Here is a 23,161-nt window from a genome sequence, read left to right on the forward strand (position 1 = left end):
TATCCGGGTGATTCATAGCCCGATCCAGTTCACGTTCCGTGTCTGAGTGCTTTCAGCTCAGCACGGTATTTTTGTTTTAACCCCATGCAATCAATTCCGTGCCATGTTGTTTGATAGCTTGTGATATAATAAACATAAAATCAAGAAATGATAGCGTTTTTATATAGATGCATCCACAATGGATTGGATACGGAAAATAAACAGTAGAACCACGGCTAATGGACGTTGGCATCGTGGAGTGAGGAGTGGGGTCTATTGTCGCGCACTTGGTACTATCGATTGCTCTTTTCATATTTCCCTATATTTTTCTTTACGATGACCATCATCATTTTTAGTGCCTTTGTCTTCATTAATGATATTTCCAAAGAAGAAACCCGGAAGGCTGACCGAATATCTTCCAGTTATCTTGCGACAACGGTGGATCATACGATTCGGGACATTGAACTGGCTGTAACAGAGAAAGTGCAATATGAGCCAGCATACAGGCGTTATTTTAACGACAATAATCCAAACAATTCGGATACGGTATATACCATTGCACAAAACTTACGTGAGATGATTAACTCTTCTTCATGGATTCAGTCCATATACCTCTATGACAAGCAACATGAGCGCGTGATAACGGTGAGTGGTTCAAGAGAAGTGGAGAGCTTCGGAGACAAAGAATGGATCAGTCAGATTGTAAAAGGTAATATAGGTCAAGGATGGCAGCCTGTCCGGGAGATTGAATGGGACGATGTGCAAAAGACATCGGTACAAGTGTTGACCGTCAACAAAGAAATGCCCTTGCCTTTTGGCTCGGAGGGTGCATTAGTCATCAATATCAAGATGAGCAGCATCAAGCAGAGCGTGGACAGTATGGTGAATGGAAAGCTCTCTTTCCTGACGATTACCGATCAGGAGGGCAGGGTCATCTATAATGCACATTCCGATAATGAAGGTGCAATGGATGGTACCAAGTTAAACGAGCTGCCTCTAGAACGATTGGGATGGACTCTTACCAGTGGCATCAAGGCGGGTAATTTGTTCGGCTGGGTTTCTGTCGTATCGTATGTCTGGGTTTTCATTGCCGTCTTGACGGTGATCGGTGCAATTATTTATCTCGTGTATGTGACCCGGCGAAACTATAAGCCGATTCAGATTATTATGAACCGGATTGAATCCCAGCAGATTCGGGCATTTGAACAATCCGGTGCTCGTATGGACGAGATGAAGATGATCGATGGGGTGCTTGAAAATCTGATCAATCATATGATGGATTATGATAAAAAGAGCCGCGAAAATGTACTTATGCAGCGGAGTAAGCTGTTTAGTGCTTTGCTGCACGGTGAGCATGTGGACAATGCTGCCGGGCAGCTATACGAGGTATCCCCATTTGATGGGGCTCATGAAGCCTCTCGTTTTATCGTAGTTGTAGGGGATATTAACCGCTACGAGAAGGGCTTTCAGGAGAAATTCACCAGAGGAGAGCAAAACACGCTAAAATTCGCTCTGATGAATGTACTGCAGGAGCTGTCCAGAGATACGGAAGTACAATGCTGGACAGAATGGATCAGCGCTGATCGGATTGCTATTTTATTCTTTTCGAAGGAAGACGATCAGCAGGGACAGGATCTATCCAAGCAGATCCGGATTGTTGCTGAGGAATGCAAATCCTGGGTAGAGCAGAATCTTAGAATTTCCCTCAGCTTTGGCATTGGACCTGTCGCGGAAGGAATTGGGGCGATCCATCAATCGTTTACAGCTGCAGAAGCGGTGATGCAGCGGAAGTTGCTGATGAATGGTGATGTGGGTGAAGCAGAGACAAGTGAAATGCAGCATCCGCTGCTGGAAACCTATACGTATTTGCAAATGATTGCAGACTTTGTTAAACGGTTCAGAATGTCGAGTGGACAGTGGAGAGAGCAGCTTGAGGATATCTTCAATGAATTCGAGCGAAATAAACTGCCGGATGATGAAATTCGTTCCCTGATTCAGGCTATGCTTCAGATGCTCAGTCGGGAAGTCTCCATGATGTCAGAAGGTCTACAGAGAGAATTGTCCGAGGACAACATCAACAATTGGCTGGTAGCTATGGAAGAGGCAGAATCGTTAGAAGAGGTGAAGGTACTGCTGTTTGACAGTCTGACGGACCTATTCCGGACGTACGTCGCTGTTACTGAAACAAAGAGCTATAAAGCCATGGTTAACGAGATGAAAAATTATATTGAGGAGCAGTTCACCAATCCCGATCTGTCTCTGAAACATCTAAGTGATCGGTTTCAGATATCAGGCAAACATGCCAGCTATTTGTTTAAAACCGAGTTCAATATGAAGTTTGTTGACTTTGTGACTGAATTGAGAATGAAAGAAACGGAGAAGCTGCTGCTTAATACAGATTATTCATTACAAGATATCGCTTTGAAGGTTGGTTATGCGAATGGCATTACACTTGGACGTGTATTCAAAAGAGTCACAGGCATTACACCTGGGGATTACCGTCGGATGAAGAAAGACCCGAAGGCAGCCGATGAGTGAGCAGGGGCAAAATTCAGGAATCAAAATCAAGTGAATGTGTCAGTTTTTCGCACATGATTGAAGTGGTGATTTCTAAAATCAGGGTGAATCATTGCAATGAGTCTCCAGAATGTACGGAGATATCACATGCAACGATTCACCTTGTTTTGTTTATTTTACATCATCAAAATGAAAGCGCTTGAAAAACATTGAAATATACATGGTACTTTCATCACTATGTCAGAAGATGTACCATCATTACATCGAAATGTTATTTACGAATTTAGTCAGTGTGGGAAAATGGTTTATCCATACCTTACACACAAAGAAGGGGGAAACACGGTTGAAGCCTTATGCGATAAGGCTTTCAGGCATTTTGGCAGTCTGCGAAAATAAGCATATGAGGCAAACCGAAACTCTTTTACCGATGTACCCGAATTTAGTCTGTTGTCTGGGATCACAATAGTATGGAATACTCAGGGCAAGCTTTAAAACATTCACGTAAAGCCAAAGGGGATGAACAGAATGACAAGAAAAGGGAGTCTAAAGAAGTTGATGGGTTTGGCACTTACAGCAGTAATGGGTGTCTCACTACTTGCGGGGTGCGGATCTTCAGACAACAAATCAGCAGAGGGCGGAGCAGCTGGTGATGGAAAACGCGTCACATTAAAGGTGGAGCTTTTCGACCGGGGGAAAACACCTTCCCAGTACACGATCTCAAACAACTTTATCTCTCAAATGATTCAAAAGAACTTTGGTGATCCGAACAACATTGACGTACAATTCGTACCTGTTCAACGTTCTGAGGAAGTAACCAAGCTGAATGTCCTGATGGCTAGTGCTTCGGACGTTCCGGATATTGTCTTCGTTTATGACTCCAGCGTGTTTTACCGCTATGCACAACAAGGCGGTTTGACAGATGTAGGTGATCTGATTAATCAGTATGGACCGAATCTGAAAAAGTTTTTGGGCGAAGATACATTAAAGTTTGGTCAAGTGGAGGGACAGCAGTTCGCTATTCCGGGTAAACGTGCGATTACAGCTCGGTACAGCTCCTTCATTCGTCAAGACTGGTTAGATAAGCTGGGAATGCCAGCACCTCAAACAACAGATGAGCTGTACAACACCTTGAAAGCATTTAAAGAAAAAGATCCTGGCCAGGTGGGAAGTCAAAACATTCCTATGGGTTTTGCGCTTGCACCGGCTTCCTATGAGCCGCTGATCTACTCTTTCATCAAGCCAATCGCTGGGGATAAAACATATGCTCAACGCTATGAATTGCCTCTGCATGAAGGATTCAAAGAATCTATGCAGTTCTTGAACAAGCTGTACAACGAAGGCCTGATCAGTAAGGACTTCAGCTTGGATAAGGATAAAACCCAGTTAAATAAAGACATTGCAAACGGAAATACGGGTTTCTTCTCTGAAGATGTTGACTCTATTTTCTGGCCAGATGGTTCGTATGATCTGTTGAAAACAAACAAACCGGACAGCAACCTGGCTCCGGTGGACGCATACACCAATGCTAATGCTGATGGAAAACATATCAAGTCCCGTTATGGATCGAATGGTATGTACATCATGATTCCGAAGAGCAGCGAACGTGCGGCAGAAGCGATTAAATATCTGGATTGGATGGCATCCGATAAAAACCTCACTGCCATTTATGATGGTGTGGAAGGCGAGAACTATGATCTGGTAGACGGCATTCCGGTTGCTAAAGCAGACGCTACTCAAGAAGCAAAAGATCGTTTGTTCAACGCAGGTGATACAGCGATTATCTCGAACGGTAAAAACCTGGGTGATCAAGCAATGAATGAAAAAGCTTGGATTATGGGATTCCCTCCAGCCAATCAGGAAATCTTGAAAAAAGCACTTGAAGTTGCAAACACAGATACGGTTGGACCAATTGTCTTCAGCAAGCCAATTCAGGCAGAGATGAAGTACAGCACAGCACTGACAGACAAGTTGGACGTTATCATCGTAAAAACAGCAATGGCAAAACCTGAAGAATTCGATGCCGTATATGAAAAAGAAATGGCTGACTACATGTCCTTGGGCGGATCTGAGCTGAAAAAAGAATTGGAAGCTGCTGAACAATAAGCAGAAAATGAAATGTCTGTAAATTGAAGTGTTTCGAGGAGGCTTGTGCCGTCGCTCAGGCGGCGGCATAACGTTTCTTCGTTTGTGAGGAGGAGAGAGAGACATGACCACATACTTGAAGAGATACTGGCAGCTGTATGCGTTAATTTCATTGCCTCTGATTTATTTTATCATTTTCCGTTATGGACCGATGTATGGTGTGCAAATTGCTTTTAAAGACTTCAACTTGTTCCAAGGGATTAACGGTAGTGAATGGATCGGCTTCGATGCTTTTCGCGAGGTATTTGCAATGCCGGATTTCTACACTACATTACGCAACACGTTTATGCTGAATTTTCTTGATCTGATCGTTTCATTCCCTGCTCCAATTATTCTGGCGATTATGCTCTATGAGGTAAGATTCAAATGGTTTAAGAAAATTTCACAGACCATTCTGTACATTCCTCACTTTATCTCCTGGGTTATCATCGGGGGGATTGTATACCAGTTGTTTGGCAACCAATCCGGTATGGTAAACGGAATACTGGAGAGCATGGGCTTGAATTCCATTCCATTTTTGACAGAAAAAAATCCATGGCTTGTTACCTACCTGTTTACAGGTGTGTGGCAAAGCGCTGGGTGGGGAACCATTCTATATCTGGCTGCATTAACCGGTGTGAACAAGGAATTGTTCGAGGCGGCAGAGATTGATGGCGCAACGCGGCTGAAGAGAATTTGGCATATTACACTGCCAAGTATTAAACCAACCATTGTAACCTTGCTTATCCTTAATCTTGGAAATATGGTCAGCATCGGTTTTGACCGGCCTTTCGTTATTGGTAATACGGCTGTCCGTGAATATTCCGATGTACTTAGTACCTTCGTATATAGAATGGGTATACAATCCGGGCAGTATACACTTGCAACGGTTGTAGGCTTATTCCAGGCAGTTGTTGGATTGATCTTTGTCCTCGGTTCCAACTATATCTCGAAGAAAACGACGGGAGAAGGTATTCTTTAACCTCACAAGAGCAATAAGATGTACGCCCTTCGGCTTGTTGTATATATAGACCATTAGTAAAGGAGCTGTGCGCAGATGAGTGACCGCACCTCGAACCGTATTTTCGATATTGTTAATGTCACCTTTATTACTTTGTTTGTTATATTCTGTCTTGCTCCGTTTCTGCACACTATTGCCATATCCATGAGTTCGAACCGGGCCATTACATCAGGTGAAGTAACGATCTTCCCAAAAGAGTTCACCTGGGATGCATATGGTCAAGTATTTTCAGATAGCTCCATGATTTATTCTCTAGGATTTACAACGATCCTTACGATTGTAACGACGTTACTCTGTATGTTGTTCACCATTGCTGCAGCATACCCATTGACGAAGAAAAAATTAAAAGGCCGCAAGCTGTTTATGTACATCATTATCATTACGATGTTTTTCAGTGGTGGTATTATTCCTGAGTATTTGTTGATTCGTGACCTTCATTTGCTGAACTCTGTATGGGCGTTGATTCTACCAGGGCTCGTGAGTCCATTTAACTTGATTATCCTGATCTCCTTCTTCCGCGGAATACCGGATAGCCTGGAAGAGTCTGCCGAGATTGATGGAAGCTCTCATGTGCACACACTCTTTAAAATTATTTTGCCACTGTCTTTGCCTGTACTTGCTACACTGGCTCTGTTCTATGCGGTTGGACGCTGGAATGGCTTCCAGGATTCACTGATGTACATTAATGATCCGAAATTATATCCTCTGCAGCTGAAGCTTTATCAGATGGTACAGAACAACATGGTAAGTGAGCTCACACTGCTGGAGGGTGCAAACCGTACAAGATTAACACCAGAGAGCCTCAAGGCGGCTACGGTTGTTTTTGCAACAGTACCGATCCTGCTCGTATATCCATGGTTGCAAAAGTATTTTGTCAGCGGCGCAATGCAAGGAGCAGTTAAAGGTTAATTCGTAGTCCCCATACACGCAAACATCACAACCGGGGAAGGAGAAGGAATGGTATATGCAGGGAAGAGACAAGGGAGAATACTCATTCTCGACATGCTGGAACATCAGGAGACATCCTGTAGGTGAGGACATGATTCGGGAGATTGCAGAGCTCGGCTTTCGCCGGGTAGAGCTTAATTATAACGTAACGAAGGAAATGCTCACAACGATTGAGCCGATGATCGAGCGCGGGGAGATTGGGGTGTCCAGTGTACACAATACCTTCCCTCATGATCCTGATCCTGATTATGGAACGGATTCCGTCCTGCTTGGCTTTGAGGATGAGGTGAAGCGCAAGCGGGCGATTGATCTGCTGGTCGGATCGGCTGAATATGCACATCGTTATGGCGGGGAAGCTGTTGTAGTGCATCCGGGCGAGGTGCCTTTCCCTCATGATATCAGCAAGGACCTGGAGAAGCTGTACAGGGAGGAAGGCACGGACTCTCCGCAATATCGCAGCAAATGGGCAGAGTTCATGGAGCGGCGTGAAGCACTAAGTGCAGGTTATATTGAGAAAATTATTGTCAGTCTCGATGAGGTCTGCAACCGGGCGGTATCCCAAGGGCTGGGCGTCCGTTTTGGAATTGAAACCCGTTCGCGGCCTCAACAGATTCCTACACTTGCAGAAGCGAAGACGATCATCCAGGCTCTTAAAGGAGCTCCGGTTGGCATCTGGTACGATACGGGGCATGCCATTATGATGGATCGACTGGGGCTCTATGACAGCGTCGGCGAGATGCAGGGGCTGATGGATGACATCGTTGGTGTCCATATCCATGAAACGTTGGGATTGTCCGATCACTGGTGTCCGTACGTTCATAGTAAGGATATGCACTTCTATGATGCGTATCTTCCGATGATTCGCAAGGCACAGGTGAAGGTCTATGAACTTAAAGCAGCTTGTGAGCCGGATGCCATTCACGAAAGTCATGAGCTGCTGGTTCAAAAGCTTGCAGCATTAGAGGAATAGATAGGCAGAGCGATAAGATCGGTTAGCTTGGGCTGTTAGAGCGCACAGCTGGCTGATCTTATCTTTTGCACAGGAGCATGGGGATGGAAGGTATTGAATGGAGGGGAACAGCAGATGTACAGACAAATGGTAGACAGCAATGACAGAGCGGCAGAGCGAGGCATGAACCGTCAGATGCTTGATCCGGAAAATCGTTATTACGGCGGTACGATTGATCCCTCTACTGGTGTGGCTTGGGTTAATCATACAACGGGGACACCAACAGATATGTGTTTTTGGGGAGCGGCGTTATCAAATCCTGACTCCAAATATTATCGGGATGAAGCACTGCTGGAGCGCTTGAGACTGGCAACTGAATTTGTGCTGCGCAAGCAGCATAGTGATGGTTCCATATCACCCGGCTGGACTAACTATCACTCTCCGCCGGACACTGCGTTTGTGGTCGTAGGTTATTCACAGTTGTACCAGCTTCTGAGTCAGCAGGATTGGGCTCCGCTCAAGCCTGTGCTGGATAACATGCGTTTGTTTCTGGAGCGCACGATTCCAACGATGCTTACAGGAGGCTGTCATACACCTAACCATCGCTGGGTTCTATGCGCGGCTCTCGGCTTTTTGCACGAAATTTTCGGGATAGAAGAAGCGGTGCAGCGTGCAGAGCAATGGCTCGCAGAGGGCATTGATATTACCCCGGACGGGGAGTGGACGGAGCGCAGCAATGGAATCTACAATGCGGTGAGTGATATTATGCTCATTCATGCAGCGCGTTTGTTGGATCGCCCTGAGCTGTTGGAGCCGGTACGTCGAAACCTTCGGATGATGGTTTATCTTGTACACCCGGCGGGAGAGATTGTGACGGATTACTCAGGTCGCCAAGATCTGGGCAGCATTCATGACTTGTCTTCCTATTATTTGCCATACGCCATCTTGGCCAAGCTGGATGAAGATCCGATCTTTGCAGGCATGGCGGCATGGGCAGACAGTACACTGACAGACCCGGGCGTATGCTCGGTCAATGCTCTTGTTCGCTTGCTGCTGGAGCCTGAGCTTCAACAGACAGAGGGTACAATAGATGCGCTTCCAGACCATTATGAAGTGATGCTGAATGAACATTTTGCACGGAAGAATTATGTGAACCAGATGGAGAATGTGGGGCATCATGGACGCATCTCGTACAGCCGGATGCATACGGATTTTGGTGCTCCGGTTGCCCGGATACGAGACGGGGAGACCAGCGTAACGGTGATGACAGAGGTACCGCCATTCTTCGCACTTCGTCACGGCAAGGTTCGCCTGCTCGCAGTGCAGCTGGCTTCTTATTTCAACCCGGGATACGTACCGATGCAGCACATGACCCGCCTGCCTCAAGGATATCGACTGACCGGGGAACAGAAGAAAGGGTATAACGGCCCGGTTCCGACAGCCGATCTGCCTGCTTCGGCTGCTTCGCCGATCAGCCCGTGGTATTTGCTGCCTCATCAGACCCGAGCACTTACGCATGAGCAAACTTTCCGCGTAGGCGCGGAGGTCGTGCAGACGGAGAGCGGCTGGGCGATTCATCTGACCGGTGAGGAACCGCAGGATGTCATGATGCAGTTATCCTTTGTATTTGGTGACGAAGGAGAGCTCAGCTATGAGGATGGGACTGTAACGAGTGATGGCAGCGTTCTATGGAAGAGCGGCAAGCTGCGCTACAGCTGCGGGGAGGACTGGCTGGAGATGGATGGAGGCGAAATGGGCCATCTGGCGGCAACGGTCCGCGAAGCTAAGATGCCAGAGAAATGCAAGGTGGTGCTGGTGAACTTCATGACACCTTTTGATAAAACGATCCAGATCACCCTGTCTCCTTCACTTGCTAAAAAAGGTTAAATTACAATCCTTTAGCAGCTATGACGGGATTGGTGCAAGCTATATTAGAAAGATGGCATTTCATTCATGAGCCGTGGATGAGAAGCCATCTTTATTTTGTATTATTTTCATAAACGACATGAAACTACATATAGCGAAGAGGGTCTGAAGATGTGGTATACTGGAGAGTATGAATGAAAGCAAAGAGGAGGTGCCTTGCAAGATGAAGGGCAAGCTAGTGCGGACCGAGGGTCACCTTGCCAATATTATACCGATTCATTTGGATGCTTCTTTCTTTTTTGAAAGAGCTGTCCGCTCGCTGGACCGTAATCATGTCGACAAGGCATTGAAATATTTTCGCAAAGCTGTTGAATACGAGCCGGACAATCCGGTGAATCATTGTAATATGGCAGGTATTTTATCCGAGAAGGGGGATTATGAGGCCTCCAACACCATTCTGGCACATGTGCTGGATGTGGTGGACCCGTCGATGACGGAATGTTATTTTTATATGGCGAACAATTATGCAAATATGGATCGTTTCGAGGAAGCTGAACGGGCACTTGTGACCTATCTGGAGGAAGACCCGCAGGGCCAGTTCATGACCGAAGCCGAAGAGATGATGGAGCTTCTGTATTACGAGCTGGATCGCCCGGCGAAGTTGAATCGCATCAAGTCACGTAAAGGTGTCGTGGAGCATGATCAGGCAAGAGAATTGCTGGAGGAGGGGAAGTTTGCTCAGGCAGCGGAGCTGCTTGAAGGCATGTCCTCCGAATATCCGGATTATCTCGCTGCACGCAATAATCTGGCACTGGCCTATTATTATATGGGACTGTTTCCTAAAGCCAAGGAGACGATTGCAGAAGTGCTGGAGCAAGAACCGGGTAATCTGCATGCGCTCTGTAATCTGGCTATTTTCCATCAAAACGAGAATCGTACGGACCAAGTGCTGCTGTTGATCAAAAAACTGCGTGTGCTCGTACCCTTTGAGCACGAACAGGTGTACAAGCTTGCTACAACCATGGGCATCCTTGGCCAGCATGATGCAGCATATACCCATTTCCGCCGATTGCTCAAATACGAGGAAACGGCTGCTGATCCGGCCCTTGCGCATTATGCCGCGGTCGCGGCGTATAATACAGAGCGATATGATATCGCAGAGCGGCTCTGGCATCATGTGAACAAACTTGATCCGGGATCGGAAGTATCACGTTACTATCTCGCGGGTCTTGAAGAGGTGCGCGAAGGCTTAAAGGAGCCGCTGAAGCTCAGTTATCACTATCATCTTCCCTTTGACGAGCAATTCAAGCAATGGGAGAACTATAACAGCGGCATTCCTGAGGAGATGAAGAATGATCCACTGATTCGTTCCTCGTTCTTCTGGGCACTGCGACATGGTGATGCAGCGACCAAGCTGCAGGTTATTCATGCGCTGGGCATGATCGGTGATTATGAGGTGCAGCAGGCCCTGCAATCATTCATTGAGGAGCCTGGTGAAGAGCCTGCTTTGGTTAAGGCGGCACAAGGCGTTCTGAATGAACTGCAAGCGGCTGAATACGATGGTCAGGATGCCAAGAGTGCCAAGGCTAAGGTGTCCAGACTTTTGTCCAGTTCCAATTCCAGTTTCGGTGAGCCGCTGAAATCTGATCGTACATTGGACCATACTGAGTATAAAACGAATCCATCCAGTGCAGGAGCTTCACCCCACTGGCAGATCGTAGTCGATCGGGCGCTCCAGATGTCTGAGGCTCAGGCAGAGGTGCAGCAGGAGATGGAACGGTTGTGGACGGATTATGTATCCAGAGTACATCCAGAGTTGTCCAGCTCCAAGCAGATCGAAGGATGGGCAGCAGGCCTTGAATATTTGGCTTCCAAAAATAACAGCAGGCCCGTGACGTACCAGAGCATCGCGGAACGTTACGGCATATCCGCATCTACTGTCAGCAAGTATGCGAGACAGATTAATCTGATCTGCAATGTTGCGCCGCCGAACGCCTAGGGTCTGAATACTGTCATATGTTTAAGGATGCGTGACCAATGCCGTTGTCCTGAGGAGAAGGATACATTGACCGGGAAAACGGGTAAACTTAACGAGTGGGCCTCAAAATGCCTGTAGGATATCATCTTGGCAAGTTATTCGTGAGTAGAACACATTCTCAACCTGATGAAGGAGGCTGTATCTATATGTCTAAATACAGAACGATTGTGATCGGAACCGGACCTGCGGGGCTGACAGCGGCAATATATCTGGCTCGTGCAAATCTGAATCCGCTGGTGATTGAAGGACTTCAGCCGGGCGGGCAACTGACAACGACAACGGAAGTAGAGAACTTTCCTGGCTTTCCGCAAGGCATCATGGGACCGGAACTGATGGACAACATGCGCAAGCAGGCAGAGCGTTTTGGTGCGGAATTCAAGAACGGCTGGGTGGAGGAAGTTGACTTCAGCAAGCAGCCTTTTAAAGTTAGCGTTGGCGGTATCGGTGAGCTTGAGGCAGATTCAATCATCATCTCCACCGGTGCTTCGGCACGTTATCTCGGCATCCCGGGAGAGCAGGAGAATGTAGGACGGGGAGTTAGTACCTGCGCAACCTGTGACGGATTTTTCTTCCGTGGCAAAAAAATTGTTGTGGTCGGCGGCGGCGACTCCGCGATGGAGGAAGCCAGCTTCCTGACCCGTTTTGCAACAGACGTTACACTGGTTCACCGCCGGGATGAGCTTCGTGCATCGAAGATTATGCAGGATCGTGCTCGGAGCAATGAGAAGGTAAGGTGGGCATTGAACCGTACACCGCTTGAGGTTGTACCTGAAGCAATGGGTGTAAAAGGGTTGAAGGTGCGCAATAACGAAACTGGTCAGGAAGAGCTGATTGAAGCGGATGGCGTATTCGTAGCGATTGGTCACACCCCGAATACCGGTTTTCTTGGCAATGCAATCACACTGGATGAGCATGGCTATGTTGTAGTGAAACCAGGTACGACAGAGACGAATATTCCAGGTGTATTTGCTTGTGGTGATGTGCAGGATACGAAATATCGCCAAGCTATTACAGCCGCAGGCTCGGGATGTATGGCAGCGATGGACTGTGAAAAGTTCCTGGAGGGAAGCATCGTTCACGATTGGAGCGAAACGCTGAATAAGTAATACGCATGCCAGGCCTTTGGCTTGGCATAAGCTGGATATAAGGGACGACGGGAAGTCTCATACAATGAGAGAAGCCGGAGGGCTTCTCTTTTTTCAACAATGGACATGATATGGACATACATATAGGTTATATTAGCTGTGAGGTGAAGAATTTGGGGGAAATGATAAAAGAGTGGTTACAAAATGCAACAGTCAGGCGTTTTTTGATTTTACTGCTGTTTTGCTTGATTTTGTTCAGTATGGGGAGCATGCTCCATATGATTCTGCTGTTATTCCTAGTGACCTATGTTATGAACAGGCTGCAGCATCTGATTACACGAGGGTTGAACCGATTTTTTCCAATTAACTACAAATTTGTGGTTATCCTGCTTTATATGATTGTTATTGCCGGCATTGTGCTTGGAATATCAAGATATTCACCACGGATCGTTGATCAGGTTGTGCAGCTGACCAATGAAATTATGAAGTTCCTTGACACGGCGGATGGCGATAATTTTGCCTCCAAGATTGCTGGTTACCTGCAGTCCTTCGACATTAAAAATTATACGAATGAAGCATTGAAATACATTTTTGCCTTGAGTAAATGGCTGGAGTTTATTCTGCTGGTTATCATTTTGAGCTTGTTCTTCCTGTTGCAGAAGAAAGAGATTTATAAATTCACGTCCAAATTCAAAACGAGTAAAATCGGCTGGTTCTATAATGAAGTAGCATATCTGGGCGACAAGTTTGTATCTTCTTTTGGTAAGGTGATTGAAGCGCAGCTCCTGATTGCTGTATTTAATACGGTGCTGACAATGCTCGGCCTGTGGATTCTCGGGTATCCGTACCTGTTTGCCTTGACGATTATGGTCTTTCTGCTGAGTCTGGTGCCGGTTGCGGGCGTGATGATCTCCCTTGTGCCGCTTTGTCTGATCGGGTATCAGCTAGGCGGGCTGCAGATGAGTATCATCGTGATTATTATGATTATCATCATTCATGCCTTGGAGACGTATTTCCTCAATCCGAAGCTGATGGCGCACAAAACCAAACTGCCGATGTTCTACACCTTTATTGTGTTGATTCTATCGCAGCACTTTCTTGGAATCTGGGGATTGATTATCGGTATTCCCATCTTTGTGTTCATGCTCGACATTCTCGATGTCAACAAGATGGAGAGAACCGACGAGCCCGTGCGCGTTGAGTCGAAGCTGTAATTGATCTTTAAGATAGTTGACTCTGAATTGTTTGAAAAAGAATAAACGCCTCCAGTACTTTGCTGGAAGGCGTTTTTTGGTATCCCTGCACCGGAGGTGATGGGTAACATAAGAATTTGCTTTCTCACAGCCACCCCTTCTGTTCAGCTATGGCTACGGCTTCCATCCGGTTCTTGGCATTCAGTTTGGCAAAGGCCTCTGACAAATAGTTGCGCACCGTTCCATAAGACAGGTGCAGGGATTCAGCGATATGGTTGGCGTTCATGCCAGTGGCGGCCAGTCTCAGCACTTCCTTTTCCCGCTCTGTTAGTGGGTTAGCCGATTTGGCAGCACCAAACACAAGCTCGGGTGATACCTCGCGACCACCATTCATGACACGACGGATGGCTTCAGCCAAACGGTCACTGGGTTCGTCCTTGAGCAGGTAGCCTTGTACCCCTGCCTGTATAGCACGTTCCAGAAACCCCGGTCTTGCAAAAGTCGTGAGAATAATTATGCGACAGTTCAGTCCAAGCTGCTGTATGCGTTCAGCGACATCCAACCCACTTATAACAGGCATCTCAATGTCCATCAGACACAAGTCGGGCTGAAGTGAAATAATACGCTGCAAGGCTTCCTCTCCATTACCCGCCTCGCCAATCACTTCAAAATCATCCTCCAGATCAAGCAGAGAGGCTAAAGCACCCCGAAGCATACGCTGATCTTCAGCAATGAAAATACGAATCATGATGGTATCCCTCCTTGAAGTTCGTTTGCAACAATGGGGAGGAACAGTGTCAATTGGGTCCCCTGTGTATCCGAGTCTATCTGGAGGGAGCCATCAATCAGATGCAGCCGTTCCGACATGCCCTTCAGGCCATTGCCTTGATGCTGATTGCTTGGTATTCCTGTTCCATTATCCTGAATGGTAATATGAATTCCATCTACTTCTCGCATGAGTAAAATACGACTGCGGGTTGCTTTGCTGTGTTTCACGATATTAGTCACCGCTTCGAGCAAACATAAGCTGGCCATATTCTGCGTCAGATCTGGTATATCATTCGATACCTCCTGCGCGGCAGTCAACTCGAGTTCGATATTTGCGCTGCGCAGCATCTCCTTGGCATCAGCCAAGGCTTCGACAAGGCTGATCGCTCGCATATCGGAGACAAGCTGACGCACTTCCCGCAGGGCTGCTCTGGAAGTGCGTTCGATCTCGCGAGCTTCCTGGATCGCACGTTCCGGATTTTTGCCAATCAGCTTTGCCACCAGCTCACTCTTTAATGTAATTAACGAAAGCGTGTGCCCCATCGTATCATGCAGATCTCTCGCAATGCGCATCCGCTCCTCGCGTTTGATTAATTCCTTGATATGCTGTTGAGCCTCATCAAGTTTGGCTTCAAGCTGCTGCCGATCCAGCATGGTGCGAATACCGTAAGGAGAAATCAGCATGATGAGGTAAAATGGAGTGAAAAACAACAGCTGCTGGGAGCTGAGCTGGTTAAGAGCTATGGCCATAATGATCGGGATGGTCTGAATGATTGCAAATACCAACAGAAACACTCGAAAAATTCGCTTCCCGGTATACCACCCTATGAAGTTGGCCGTAAAAAAACCAAGAAAAAACATGTTAGGATCGATGATCATAGTCAGGATAAAAACACATAACATCTGCAAAATGAGCCAGTAGGAAAATAGAATGCGGCCTGCTGTCATATATAGCTGCCGATAGGTCAGGACAAATACAATAAAAGTCATAATTCCGATGTATTGTTCATGTCCACGAGCGTCTGCCAGGTAGTATAGAGGCATAGCTAAGTAAATCATCCAGATGTAAGGATAGATTCCGAATCGTTTAGGGAAAAGCTCAAATCCTCGAAGCATATACCGAGATTACGCCTCCTTCTGTCTGCTGCGGATATATGTGGATAGTAACATAAATGCCGCCAGATAACCTCCCAAAATAAGAATGTCCCGTAATTGCGGCTTGCCACCGCCAATGATGACCCATGCACCGTTGCCAAAACTGTAGGAGGGAAGCCAGCGTCCAATCTGTGCAAGCCAGCCTGGCATAACGTCAAGCGGCATCCACATGCCTCCAAGCAAGGCGAGAGAGAGGTATAAGGCGTTGCTCAATCCGCTTGCGGTATCCACTCGGCGCAGCGTCCCGATACAGGTGCCGAGAGCAAGAAAGGGCAGAGAACCGGCAAGAATCCATAATGCAGATATGATCCACTGCGAGAAGCTGAGCGAGACGCCGTTAATCAGATAACCGGACGTAAAGATGACGATAATCGAGCATATATGGATGAAAGTCTGGCCTATCATTTTGCCGCCGAAATAAATAGAGTTTGGCAGCGGTGTGACCCTGAGGTAGGTAACCCACCCGTGAGCTCTTTCTTGTACGAGGCGAATACCGAGTGTCATGATCGACGAACCCATCACACTGAAGCAGGTCATGGACATTAGATAATGAGCATTCCATTTCTGGGCATCTACAGCATCGGTTGTAAATATACGTGTATATAGTACGTAGAACAGCACTGGAATCAGCAAGGACCAAAACACAAAATAGACATTACGAATCATACGAATCATCTCTGCACGGGATTGAGCAATTAACATGGACATTATTGTTCCTCCTCCTTAACGTTACTCAGCATGGACGCATAGGCGTCTTCCAGTTGTCCTGCCTCAATGCGGATGTCCTGAACAGGAAGCTGCATCGTTATGATCTGACGAATCAAAGCGTCTGTATCTTTGCTGTGGAGAATGCACCGATGGTGATGATACTGCACTTGATCCACGCCCGGTATTTTTTTGATCAAGTTGAGATGTGGCGCTGCGGCTGTATCCACGGTTTCTTTAGGAGTTGATTCGCCATCCAGCTCAAGAAAAGGTGTATAGGTAAAGGACAAGGTTCGCTTGGTCATTCCATTTTTGATTTGTTCCGGTGTGCCGTCAGCAGCAATAGTGCCTTCATTGAACAATATAATCCGATCAGCTGCTTCGTCGGCTTCCTGCAAATAATGTGTGGTAAAGATCACGGTTTTCCCTTGTTTCGCAAGTGCGCGGATCTGCGCCCAGAATTGTCTGCGAGTCTCGGAATCCAGGCCTACCGTGGGCTCGTCGAAAAAAAGAATGTCGGGGTTGCCAGTCATGGCCAACGCAAAATTCAGGCTGCGCTTCTGTCCACCGGACAGCTTTTCTGCTCTTCGGTTCAGATCATTGGGTGACAGGCCGGTTAATCTCTCCAATGCTGCTGTGTCCAGTGGAGCTGCATAATAGCTTTGTACCATACGAATCATCTCGCGTACGGTAAGAAAGTCCATAACACTGACATCCTGCATCATGACACCAATCCGCTGCAGGACCTGCTTGTGACCTGGAGGCATGTCAAGGATTCGGATGTTGCCCGAAGAAGGGCTGGTGAGGCCCAGCATCATTTTAATCGTTGTTGTTTTACCCGCACCATTAGGGCCGAGAATAGCAGTAATCGAACCTTGAACAATTTCAAGCGAAACTTCGCGGACAGCTGATTTGTTTCCAAACTGCTTGCTAACATTATCCAATGTAATGATGGTCTTCTTATGTGAATTCTTCATGTATAATCACGTCCTTTGTCTGATCAATGGGATACATTCATCTTACCTGTGAGGACGTGAATGGTTTAGTAAGCATTGTCATGAATATCAGATGACAATTGTCATTTTTCATGAATGGAACGAGTGATGATGATATATCATGAGGTGAGGCCTCCCTTTCTATTAGGGAGGAGAGAGAGCCTGCGTTTTAAGTAGATAAAAGCAGGATGTATGCGTATTCAAAAAAATGTGTGACATCGTTCACAATACCGCAGGAACTGGGTATGTCGAGAGGTCTTCTCGTCTTGACCCCGGCGTATCCTTCAATTATAGTTGGTACGTAGGACTAAACTATTTTAGATAGATAAAGGTGGCTTGCAGCATGTCTGAGAAAATCTACGTTGGGGTCGATCTCGGCGGAACAGCAATCAAGGTCGGTATATGTGATGATCAAGGTCAGCTTATGCATACGTATGAAGGACCGACTGAAGTGGATCAGGGCGTTGACACGGTTATCGCCAACATCGAGAAGTATGTCCGTCATATCATTGCCGAATCGCTATACAGCTGGGAACAGCTTGAAGGTGTCGGTGCAGGAGTTGCCGGTTTCACGAATGTACGCGAGGGAATTATTGTTCATGCCCCTAACATTGGATTTCGGAATGTTGCCATTCGTTCGGTTCTGGAGGAACGACTGGGCAAGCCTGTCAAAATAGATAATGATGCGAACGTTGCTGCTCTTGGTGAAGCCTGGGCAGGAGCTGGCAAGGGCGTAGATGACTGTGTATGCTTTACACTCGGCACAGGCGTTGGTGGTGGTCTTATCCTGAATGGGAAAATTTATCAGGGCTTCTCGGGTATGGCGGGAGAGCTGGGCCACATCAGTGTGGTGCCTGATCTGGAGGCGATCAAGTGCGGCTGTGGTAAAATGGGATGTGTAGAGACGGTATCCTCGGCAACAGGTATTATTCAGATGGCCAAGGATGCTGTCGAGCGCGGTGACCATACATCGCTTGCACTGGTAGACAAGATTGCTGCCAAGGAAGTGTTTGATGCAGCCAAAGCAGGCGACGAAGTAGCGCTGCGTATTGTCAAGCGTGCGGCCTTCTATCTGGGTAAAGCGATGGCAACTGTTGCAGCTGTGCTGAATCCTGAATTGTTCATTGTTGGCGGCGGTGTCTCCAAAGCGGGTGACTTCCTGTTTGATGAGATTCGTACAGTATTCGCGCAACTGACTCCGGAGCCGCTGCAGCAGGGTGTTCAGATTCTGGAAGCTACACTGGGTAATAATGCAGGTATCGTAGGTGCTGCAGGTCTTCTCTTGCGTTCGTAGTAACCTCGTAACAAGATCATCCGACAGCAATATGATAAGGAGGGGACATTTATGCTTGAAGGTGAAGGCTCACCGGGCACAGGCGCCACGCTCATTATCATTACGGGCATGTCCGGAGCGGGTAAAACGATAGCTGTACAAAGCCTGGAGGATCTGGGTTTTTTCTGTGTAGACAATTTACCGCCTGTTTTGATTCCCAAATTTGCAGAGTTGATTGAACAATCAAATGGTAAGATTGGCAAGGTAGCACTGGTCATCGATCTGCGGGGACGTGAATTCTTTACTGCATTGTCTGAATCATTGAACTACATTAAAGATCATTTTACGATTCACTGCGAAATTTTGTTCCTGGATGCCACCGATTCTGTGCTCGTGCAGCGCTATAAAGAGAGCAGACGCAGACATCCGCTGGCACCGGAAGGCATGCCGCTGGATGGCATCAAGCTGGAGCGCAAGATGCTGGAGGAGCTCAAAAACTCGGCAACCCAGGTGCTGAATACGAGCACGATGAAGCCTGCTCAGCTGAAGGAGCGCATCATTTCACGTTTCTCCCATCTGGAGAGCCGGATGTTATCGGTGAACATTACGTCCTTCGGATTCAAATACGGTATCCCGATTGATGCAGATCTCGTATTTGATGTTCGTTTTTTACCGAATCCGCATTATATTGATCATTTGCGGCCGAATACGGGGCAGAATAGTGAAGTATACGAATATGTTATGAAATGGCCTGAAACGCAAGCGTTTCTGACCAAGCTGCTGGATATGCTGCATTTTCTGATTCCGCAATACCGGAAGGAAGGCAAAAGCCAGGTTATTATTGGAATCGGCTGTACCGGAGGCAAGCATCGTTCGGTAGCAATATCGGAATACTTGGGCAAAATGCTCGGCAGCAGCGAGACTGAAGCTGTTACCGTAAGCCATCGCGACGCCGACCGGGACCGTCATTGAAGAGGGTGAAGGGATGAAAGAGGCCGGACCACGAAGAGAACGTCCGAGAATCGTTGTAATGGGCGGTGGAACCGGATTATCGGTGATGCTTCGCGGTTTGAAGGAAAAACCGATGGATATCACGGCCATCGTTACGGTTGCAGATGATGGTGGAAGTTCAGGCATCCTGCGCAGTGAGCTGCAAATGCCGCCCCCTGGTGACATTCGTAACGTGCTTACCGCGCTGGCAGATGTTGAACCGCTGCTCTCAGACATGTTAAAATATCGTTTCAATACAGGCGCTGGGCTTGCAGGCCACAGCCTGGGCAATCTCATATTGGCTGCAATGACGGATATATCAGGCGACTTTGTGACCGCTGTGCGGGAGCTTAGCCGCGTGTTTGCCGTTAGGGGTCAGGTGCTCCCGGCAGCTGGTCAGGCGGTTGTGCTGCATGCGGAGATGGAGGATGGTTCCATTGTTACAGGCGAGTCCAAAATTCCTGAAGCAGGCGGACGCATTAAACGGGTTTTCCTTGAACCGGATCACGTGGAGCCGTTGCCAGAAGCGGTAGAGGCGATTCGCCAAGCGGATGCGATTCTGATCGGCCCAGGCAGTCTATATACAAGTATCCTTCCCAATCTGCTTGTACCCAAGCTGGCAGAGGCCGTTGTTGAAGCAGATGCAGTGAAGATGTTTATCTGTAATGTGATGACACAGCCGGGAGAGACGGATAATTACACCGTGAGCGATCACCTTGTAGCGGTTCAGGAGCATATCGGTCATCAGCTCTTCGACTATGTGATCGTAAACAATGGTGAAATTCCGCTGCAAGTGCAAAATAAGTATGCGGAAAAAGGTGCAAAGCCGGTTGTGCTTGATATGAATGTACTGAAAAGCTCGGGTTATCAGGTAGTTGCAGATACGCTTGTTCTGTTCAAAACCTATCTGCGTCATGATGCCGACAAGCTTAGTCATCACATTTACCAGCTGGTTCAAAATTGGATGTTACGGAAGAGGTGAAGTCTCATGTCATTTGCAGCACAAACTAAAAAAGAATTAACGATGATTGAAAGCGAACCGTGCTGCGAACAGGCGGAACTTTCAGCCCTCATCCGTATGCTCGGTGCAGTGCAGTTATCGAATAAAAAAGTCATCTTGGATATTTCGACAGAGAATGCTGCCATTGCAAGACGGGCATACTCTCTGCTTAAAAAGCATTTTCAAGTGCATACAGAATTGCTGGTACGCAAGAAAATGCGGCTGAAAAAGAACAATGTATATATTGTTCGTGTTCCGTCAATGGTGCAAGAGATTCTGAAGGAGCTGCATATTGTTTCCGAAGGGTTCCTGTTTACGCCCGGCATCAACGAAGAGCTGCTGGAGAAAAACTGCTGCAAGCGGGCCTATCTTCGCGGTGCATTTCTGGCTGGCGGATCAGTAAACAACCCGGAGGGTTCGTCGTACCACCTGGAGATTGCGTCGATGTATGAGGAGCATTGCCAGGCTTTGGTTGATCTGGCGAATGAATTTCATCTCAATGCCCGGTGTATAGAAAGGAAAAAAGGATTCATCCTATACATTAAGGAAGGCGAGAAGATCATTGAGCTGCTCAGCATCATCGGTGCACACCAGGCTTTGTTCAAGTTCGAAGATGTTCGTATCATGAGGGATATGCGCAACTCAGTGAATCGGATCGTGAACTGTGAGACAGCCAATCTGAACAAAACAATCGGAGCGGCTGTCAGACAGATTGACAATATTCGTTTACTGCAAAAGGAAGTGGGCCTCGAATCGCTTCCAGATAAGCTGCGTGAAGTGGCAGAGGTAAGACTTGCCCATCCCGACATCAACCTGAAGGAAGTTGGCGAATTGCTGAAAGGCACTGTGAGCAAATCAGGTGTGAACCATCGCCTTCGGAAGATTGATGAGCTTGCTGAGAAAGTGCGCGCAGAACGTTATAGCTGAAGGTTGAAATGAATCATTTAAGTTTAAGGTTTGTTATGACCTTATCAGGTCATTGCAGGTTGCTCGTGCGGGTGAAGGAGATGCTTCGGCATCGGCTTTCTGCCTAAGTCCGGGGGCTGCGTTTTTTCTTCTAGTGTCCTGCACGGGTTAATGGTATAATGTTGTATAAATATAATTGTGTATTTAATGTCCAGATTTCATAATAGGGGGTAAGTTTCTATGACAAAGCACCCGGTAGTTGTCCGTTTGAAAACGGGTCTCCATGCCAGACCTGCAGCACTGTTCGTTCAAGAAGCGAATAAGTACTCATCTGAAGTGTTCGTCGAGAAGGACGATAAAAAAGTGAATGCTAAAAGTATTATGGGAATTATGAGCCTTGCGATCAGCACGGGTACGGAAATCCATATCAGTGCAGAGGGCGCGGACGCCGATCAGGCTGTAAACGCTTTAGTTAGTCTGGTTAGCAAGGAAGAGCTCGAAAACCAATAAGCATAAAAGTTGAGCTTGTTTTAAATGTGATGAAGAAGTCCCGCAAGGGGCTTTTTTGCGTTATATATAAGTTGAACCAAGGACGTTCACACGTGCACTGAGAGATAATTTTGTATGTTATCGGCGCCGTCAAGTGCAACATTATGGAATTTGTCCCGTCTGTTAAGGTATCAAATCGCTTCAAGTTTGAGAAGTTAAATATGAGGAGGTTAATCGCAATGGGTAAACAATGGATGAAACCGTTCGGCGCGGTACTGGTGGCAAGCTCTTTATTAGTTGGAGGTACAGCCTGGGTTGCACCAGGAAACTACGCATACGCGGCAGAGGTTCAGGGAGTGCAGCAAAATGTAATCAATGTCGTAGGTAAGGGTGAAATTCAGGTGAAGCCGGATATTGCCTACCTGTCCATTGGTGTGAACAGTACTGCAGAAACTGCGGCATCAGCGCAGAAAGCAAACGCAGCTAAAATTCAAAAGGTGACCAACCTGCTGAAAAACACTTGGAAGATCAGTGCAGATGATATTCAAACAAGCCAGTTCTACGTGCAGCCGAACTACACGTACAGTGAAAAAGACGGGCAAAAGATCAAAGGGTATACGGCTCATCACACATTGACTGTGACGTATCGTGATATGGACAAGATTGGTGAGTTGCTGGATGCAGCTTCACAGGCAGGAGCCAACAATATCGAGAATGTGCGTTTCACAGTAGAGAATCCGGAGAAATACGAATCCGAAGTGATTGCTAAGGCAGTAGCCAATGCAGATGTGAAAGCCGGAGCAATTGCTAAAGCAGTTAAACGCCAGCTTGGAGCAGTTCTTTCGGTAAGCCAACCGGATGGTAACGTTCCTGTACTCTATGCGAATGAATCGCTCATGTCTTCAGCGAAAAGTGATTCAAATGCAGGTACGCAGATCGAAGCGGGGCAGGTTAAAGTGAGCACCGTTCTTAATATCACGTATGAGATGAAATAAAAGCTTCTGACGATACCTGACAAAATGGTTAAATATGAAGAATTTAAAAAAATGACAAAGATGCTGTCCCTCGGGGAGGCCACTGAAGAACTAGCAGTTTTTCTACAGATGTTATTTAGTTTACAGAAAAGAAGACATTCGTACCGAATTTCGGAACGAATGTCTTCT

The 23,161-nt window shown here is 47.1% G+C and carries 19 protein-coding genes; 15 read left to right on the plus strand and 4 right to left on the minus strand.

The genetic code is table 11. The features are described 5' to 3' along the window. Nucleotides 1-255: 255 nt before the first annotated feature. From HNR77_RS27985 to HNR77_RS28025, 9 genes are all read left to right on the plus strand, one after another. Nucleotides 256-2,517: a helix-turn-helix domain-containing protein gene (locus HNR77_RS27985; RefSeq protein WP_184191110.1), complete on the plus strand. Its 2,262-nt coding sequence runs from the start codon at nt 256-258 to the stop codon at nt 2,515-2,517. Between the two features lie 495 nt (nt 2,518-3,012). Beyond that, nucleotides 3,013-4,599, plus strand: a complete 1,587-nt coding sequence (locus HNR77_RS27990) for an extracellular solute-binding protein (protein ID WP_184191112.1) — start codon at nt 3,013-3,015, stop codon at nt 4,597-4,599. A gap of 103 nt (nt 4,600-4,702) precedes the next feature. Next, entirely contained in the window at nt 4,703-5,599 is an 897-nt protein-coding gene (locus HNR77_RS27995) for an ABC transporter permease (protein WP_145335912.1), read from the plus strand. 75 nt (nt 5,600-5,674) lie between these two features. Then, nucleotides 5,675-6,547: a carbohydrate ABC transporter permease gene (locus tag HNR77_RS28000; RefSeq protein WP_184191114.1), complete on the plus strand. Its 873-nt coding sequence runs from the start codon at nt 5,675-5,677 to the stop codon at nt 6,545-6,547. A gap of 55 nt (nt 6,548-6,602) precedes the next feature. Further along, a complete protein-coding gene (locus HNR77_RS28005) occupies nt 6,603-7,556 on the plus strand; it encodes a sugar phosphate isomerase/epimerase family protein (protein ID WP_184191116.1) in 954 nt (317 codons plus the stop codon). Nucleotides 7,557-7,670: 114 nt separating this feature from the next. After that, nucleotides 7,671-9,422, plus strand: coding sequence for a prenyltransferase/squalene oxidase repeat-containing protein (locus HNR77_RS28010; RefSeq protein WP_184191118.1), 1,752 nt, complete (start codon nt 7,671-7,673; stop codon nt 9,420-9,422). Between the two features lie 202 nt (nt 9,423-9,624). Then, the gene (locus HNR77_RS28015; protein WP_184191120.1) at nt 9,625-11,400 is read left to right on the plus strand and encodes a tetratricopeptide repeat protein; all 1,776 of its coding nucleotides are present in this window, start codon (nt 9,625-9,627) and stop codon (nt 11,398-11,400) included. Between the two features lie 185 nt (nt 11,401-11,585). Next, nucleotides 11,586-12,545 (plus strand): thioredoxin-disulfide reductase, encoded by a 960-nt coding sequence (gene trxB / locus HNR77_RS28020; protein WP_184191122.1) that lies wholly within the window; start codon nt 11,586-11,588, stop codon nt 12,543-12,545. 161 nt (nt 12,546-12,706) lie between these two features. After that, nucleotides 12,707-13,738, plus strand: a complete 1,032-nt coding sequence (locus HNR77_RS28025) for an AI-2E family transporter (protein ID WP_184191138.1) — start codon at nt 12,707-12,709, stop codon at nt 13,736-13,738. Nucleotides 13,739-13,862: 124 nt separating this feature from the next. Here HNR77_RS28025 and HNR77_RS28030 read toward each other — a convergent pair whose 3' ends face one another. From HNR77_RS28030 to HNR77_RS28045, 4 genes are read right to left on the minus strand one after another with little or no spacing between them, the layout of a single operon-like run. Further along, complete coding sequence (locus HNR77_RS28030) at nt 13,863-14,465, minus strand: response regulator transcription factor (protein WP_184191124.1); 603 nt, start codon at nt 14,463-14,465, stop codon at nt 13,863-13,865. Beyond that, complete coding sequence (locus HNR77_RS28035) at nt 14,462-15,601, minus strand: sensor histidine kinase (protein ID WP_184191126.1); 1,140 nt, start codon at nt 15,599-15,601, stop codon at nt 14,462-14,464. Before HNR77_RS28035 ends, HNR77_RS28030 begins: the two co-directional genes overlap by 4 nt. 9 nt (nt 15,602-15,610) lie before the next feature. After that, a complete protein-coding gene (locus HNR77_RS28040) occupies nt 15,611-16,348 on the minus strand; it encodes an ABC transporter permease (RefSeq protein ID WP_184191128.1) in 738 nt (245 codons plus the stop codon). Beyond that, nucleotides 16,348-17,322, minus strand: a complete 975-nt coding sequence (locus HNR77_RS28045) for an ABC transporter ATP-binding protein (RefSeq protein ID WP_184191130.1) — start codon at nt 17,320-17,322, stop codon at nt 16,348-16,350. Before HNR77_RS28045 ends, HNR77_RS28040 begins: the two co-directional genes overlap by 1 nt. Nucleotides 17,323-17,683: 361 nt before the next feature. Here HNR77_RS28045 and HNR77_RS28050 point away from each other — a divergent pair, with 361 nt between their 5' ends. The 6 genes from HNR77_RS28050 (at nt 17,684) to HNR77_RS28075 (ending at nt 22,993) form a co-directional block, all read left to right on the plus strand. After that, complete coding sequence (locus tag HNR77_RS28050; RefSeq protein WP_184191132.1) at nt 17,684-18,634, plus strand: ROK family glucokinase; 951 nt, start codon at nt 17,684-17,686, stop codon at nt 18,632-18,634. A gap of 51 nt (nt 18,635-18,685) precedes the next feature. Continuing rightward, the gene (gene rapZ, locus HNR77_RS28055) at nt 18,686-19,585 is read left to right on the plus strand and encodes an RNase adapter RapZ (RefSeq protein WP_184191134.1); all 900 of its coding nucleotides are present in this window, start codon (nt 18,686-18,688) and stop codon (nt 19,583-19,585) included. A 13-nt stretch (nt 19,586-19,598) separates the two neighbouring features. Further along, nucleotides 19,599-20,585 carry a gluconeogenesis factor YvcK family protein gene (locus HNR77_RS28060; protein ID WP_111270237.1) on the plus strand — a complete coding sequence of 329 codons (987 nt, stop codon included), beginning with the start codon at nt 19,599-19,601 and terminating at the stop codon, nt 20,583-20,585. 6 nt (nt 20,586-20,591) lie between these two features. Beyond that, nucleotides 20,592-21,530 (plus strand): DNA-binding protein WhiA, encoded by a 939-nt coding sequence (gene whiA / locus HNR77_RS28065; RefSeq protein WP_111270236.1) that lies wholly within the window; start codon nt 20,592-20,594, stop codon nt 21,528-21,530. A gap of 219 nt (nt 21,531-21,749) precedes the next feature. Next, nucleotides 21,750-22,019 carry an HPr family phosphocarrier protein gene (locus HNR77_RS28070; RefSeq protein WP_090924792.1) on the plus strand — a complete coding sequence of 90 codons (270 nt, stop codon included), beginning with the start codon at nt 21,750-21,752 and terminating at the stop codon, nt 22,017-22,019. Nucleotides 22,020-22,237: 218 nt separating this feature from the next. Next, the gene (locus HNR77_RS28075) at nt 22,238-22,993 is read left to right on the plus strand and encodes an SIMPL domain-containing protein (RefSeq protein WP_184191136.1); all 756 of its coding nucleotides are present in this window, start codon (nt 22,238-22,240) and stop codon (nt 22,991-22,993) included. Nucleotides 22,994-23,161 lie beyond the last annotated feature (168 nt).

The organism is Paenibacillus sp. JGP012 (assembly GCF_014203995.1).
GTDB classification, from domain to species: Bacteria; Bacillota; Bacilli; order Paenibacillales; family Paenibacillaceae; genus Paenibacillus; species Paenibacillus silvae.

Excerpts from the sequence above, each read along its gene's own strand:
- HNR77_RS28075 (WP_184191136.1), top strand. The coding sequence starts at position 22,238 with ATGGGTAAACAATGGATGAAACCGTTCGGCGCGGTACTGGTGGCAAGC.
- HNR77_RS28040 (WP_184191128.1), bottom strand. The coding sequence starts at position 16,348 with ATGTCCATGTTAATTGCTCAATCCCGTGCAGAGATGATTCGTATGATT.
- HNR77_RS28035 (WP_184191126.1), bottom strand. The coding sequence starts at position 15,601 with ATGCTTCGAGGATTTGAGCTTTTCCCTAAACGATTCGGAATCTATCCT.
- HNR77_RS28050 (WP_184191132.1), top strand. The coding sequence starts at position 17,684 with ATGTCTGAGAAAATCTACGTTGGGGTCGATCTCGGCGGAACAGCAATC.
- HNR77_RS27995 (WP_145335912.1), top strand. The coding sequence starts at position 4,703 with ATGACCACATACTTGAAGAGATACTGGCAGCTGTATGCGTTAATTTCA.
- HNR77_RS28070 (WP_090924792.1), top strand. The coding sequence starts at position 21,750 with ATGACAAAGCACCCGGTAGTTGTCCGTTTGAAAACGGGTCTCCATGCC.
- HNR77_RS28010 (WP_184191118.1), top strand. The coding sequence starts at position 7,671 with ATGTACAGACAAATGGTAGACAGCAATGACAGAGCGGCAGAGCGAGGC.
- HNR77_RS28000 (WP_184191114.1), top strand. The coding sequence starts at position 5,675 with ATGAGTGACCGCACCTCGAACCGTATTTTCGATATTGTTAATGTCACC.
- HNR77_RS28005 (WP_184191116.1), top strand. The coding sequence starts at position 6,603 with ATGCAGGGAAGAGACAAGGGAGAATACTCATTCTCGACATGCTGGAAC.
- HNR77_RS28025 (WP_184191138.1), top strand. The coding sequence starts at position 12,707 with ATGATAAAAGAGTGGTTACAAAATGCAACAGTCAGGCGTTTTTTGATT.
- whiA (WP_111270236.1), top strand. The coding sequence starts at position 20,592 with ATGTCATTTGCAGCACAAACTAAAAAAGAATTAACGATGATTGAAAGC.
- HNR77_RS28030 (WP_184191124.1), bottom strand. The coding sequence starts at position 14,465 with ATGATTCGTATTTTCATTGCTGAAGATCAGCGTATGCTTCGGGGTGCT.
- rapZ (WP_184191134.1), top strand. The coding sequence starts at position 18,686 with ATGCTTGAAGGTGAAGGCTCACCGGGCACAGGCGCCACGCTCATTATC.
- trxB (WP_184191122.1), top strand. The coding sequence starts at position 11,586 with ATGTCTAAATACAGAACGATTGTGATCGGAACCGGACCTGCGGGGCTG.
- HNR77_RS28015 (WP_184191120.1), top strand. The coding sequence starts at position 9,625 with ATGAAGGGCAAGCTAGTGCGGACCGAGGGTCACCTTGCCAATATTATA.
- HNR77_RS28045 (WP_184191130.1), bottom strand. The coding sequence starts at position 17,322 with ATGAAGAATTCACATAAGAAGACCATCATTACATTGGATAATGTTAGC.
- HNR77_RS28060 (WP_111270237.1), top strand. The coding sequence starts at position 19,599 with ATGAAAGAGGCCGGACCACGAAGAGAACGTCCGAGAATCGTTGTAATG.
- HNR77_RS27990 (WP_184191112.1), top strand. The coding sequence starts at position 3,013 with ATGAACAGAATGACAAGAAAAGGGAGTCTAAAGAAGTTGATGGGTTTG.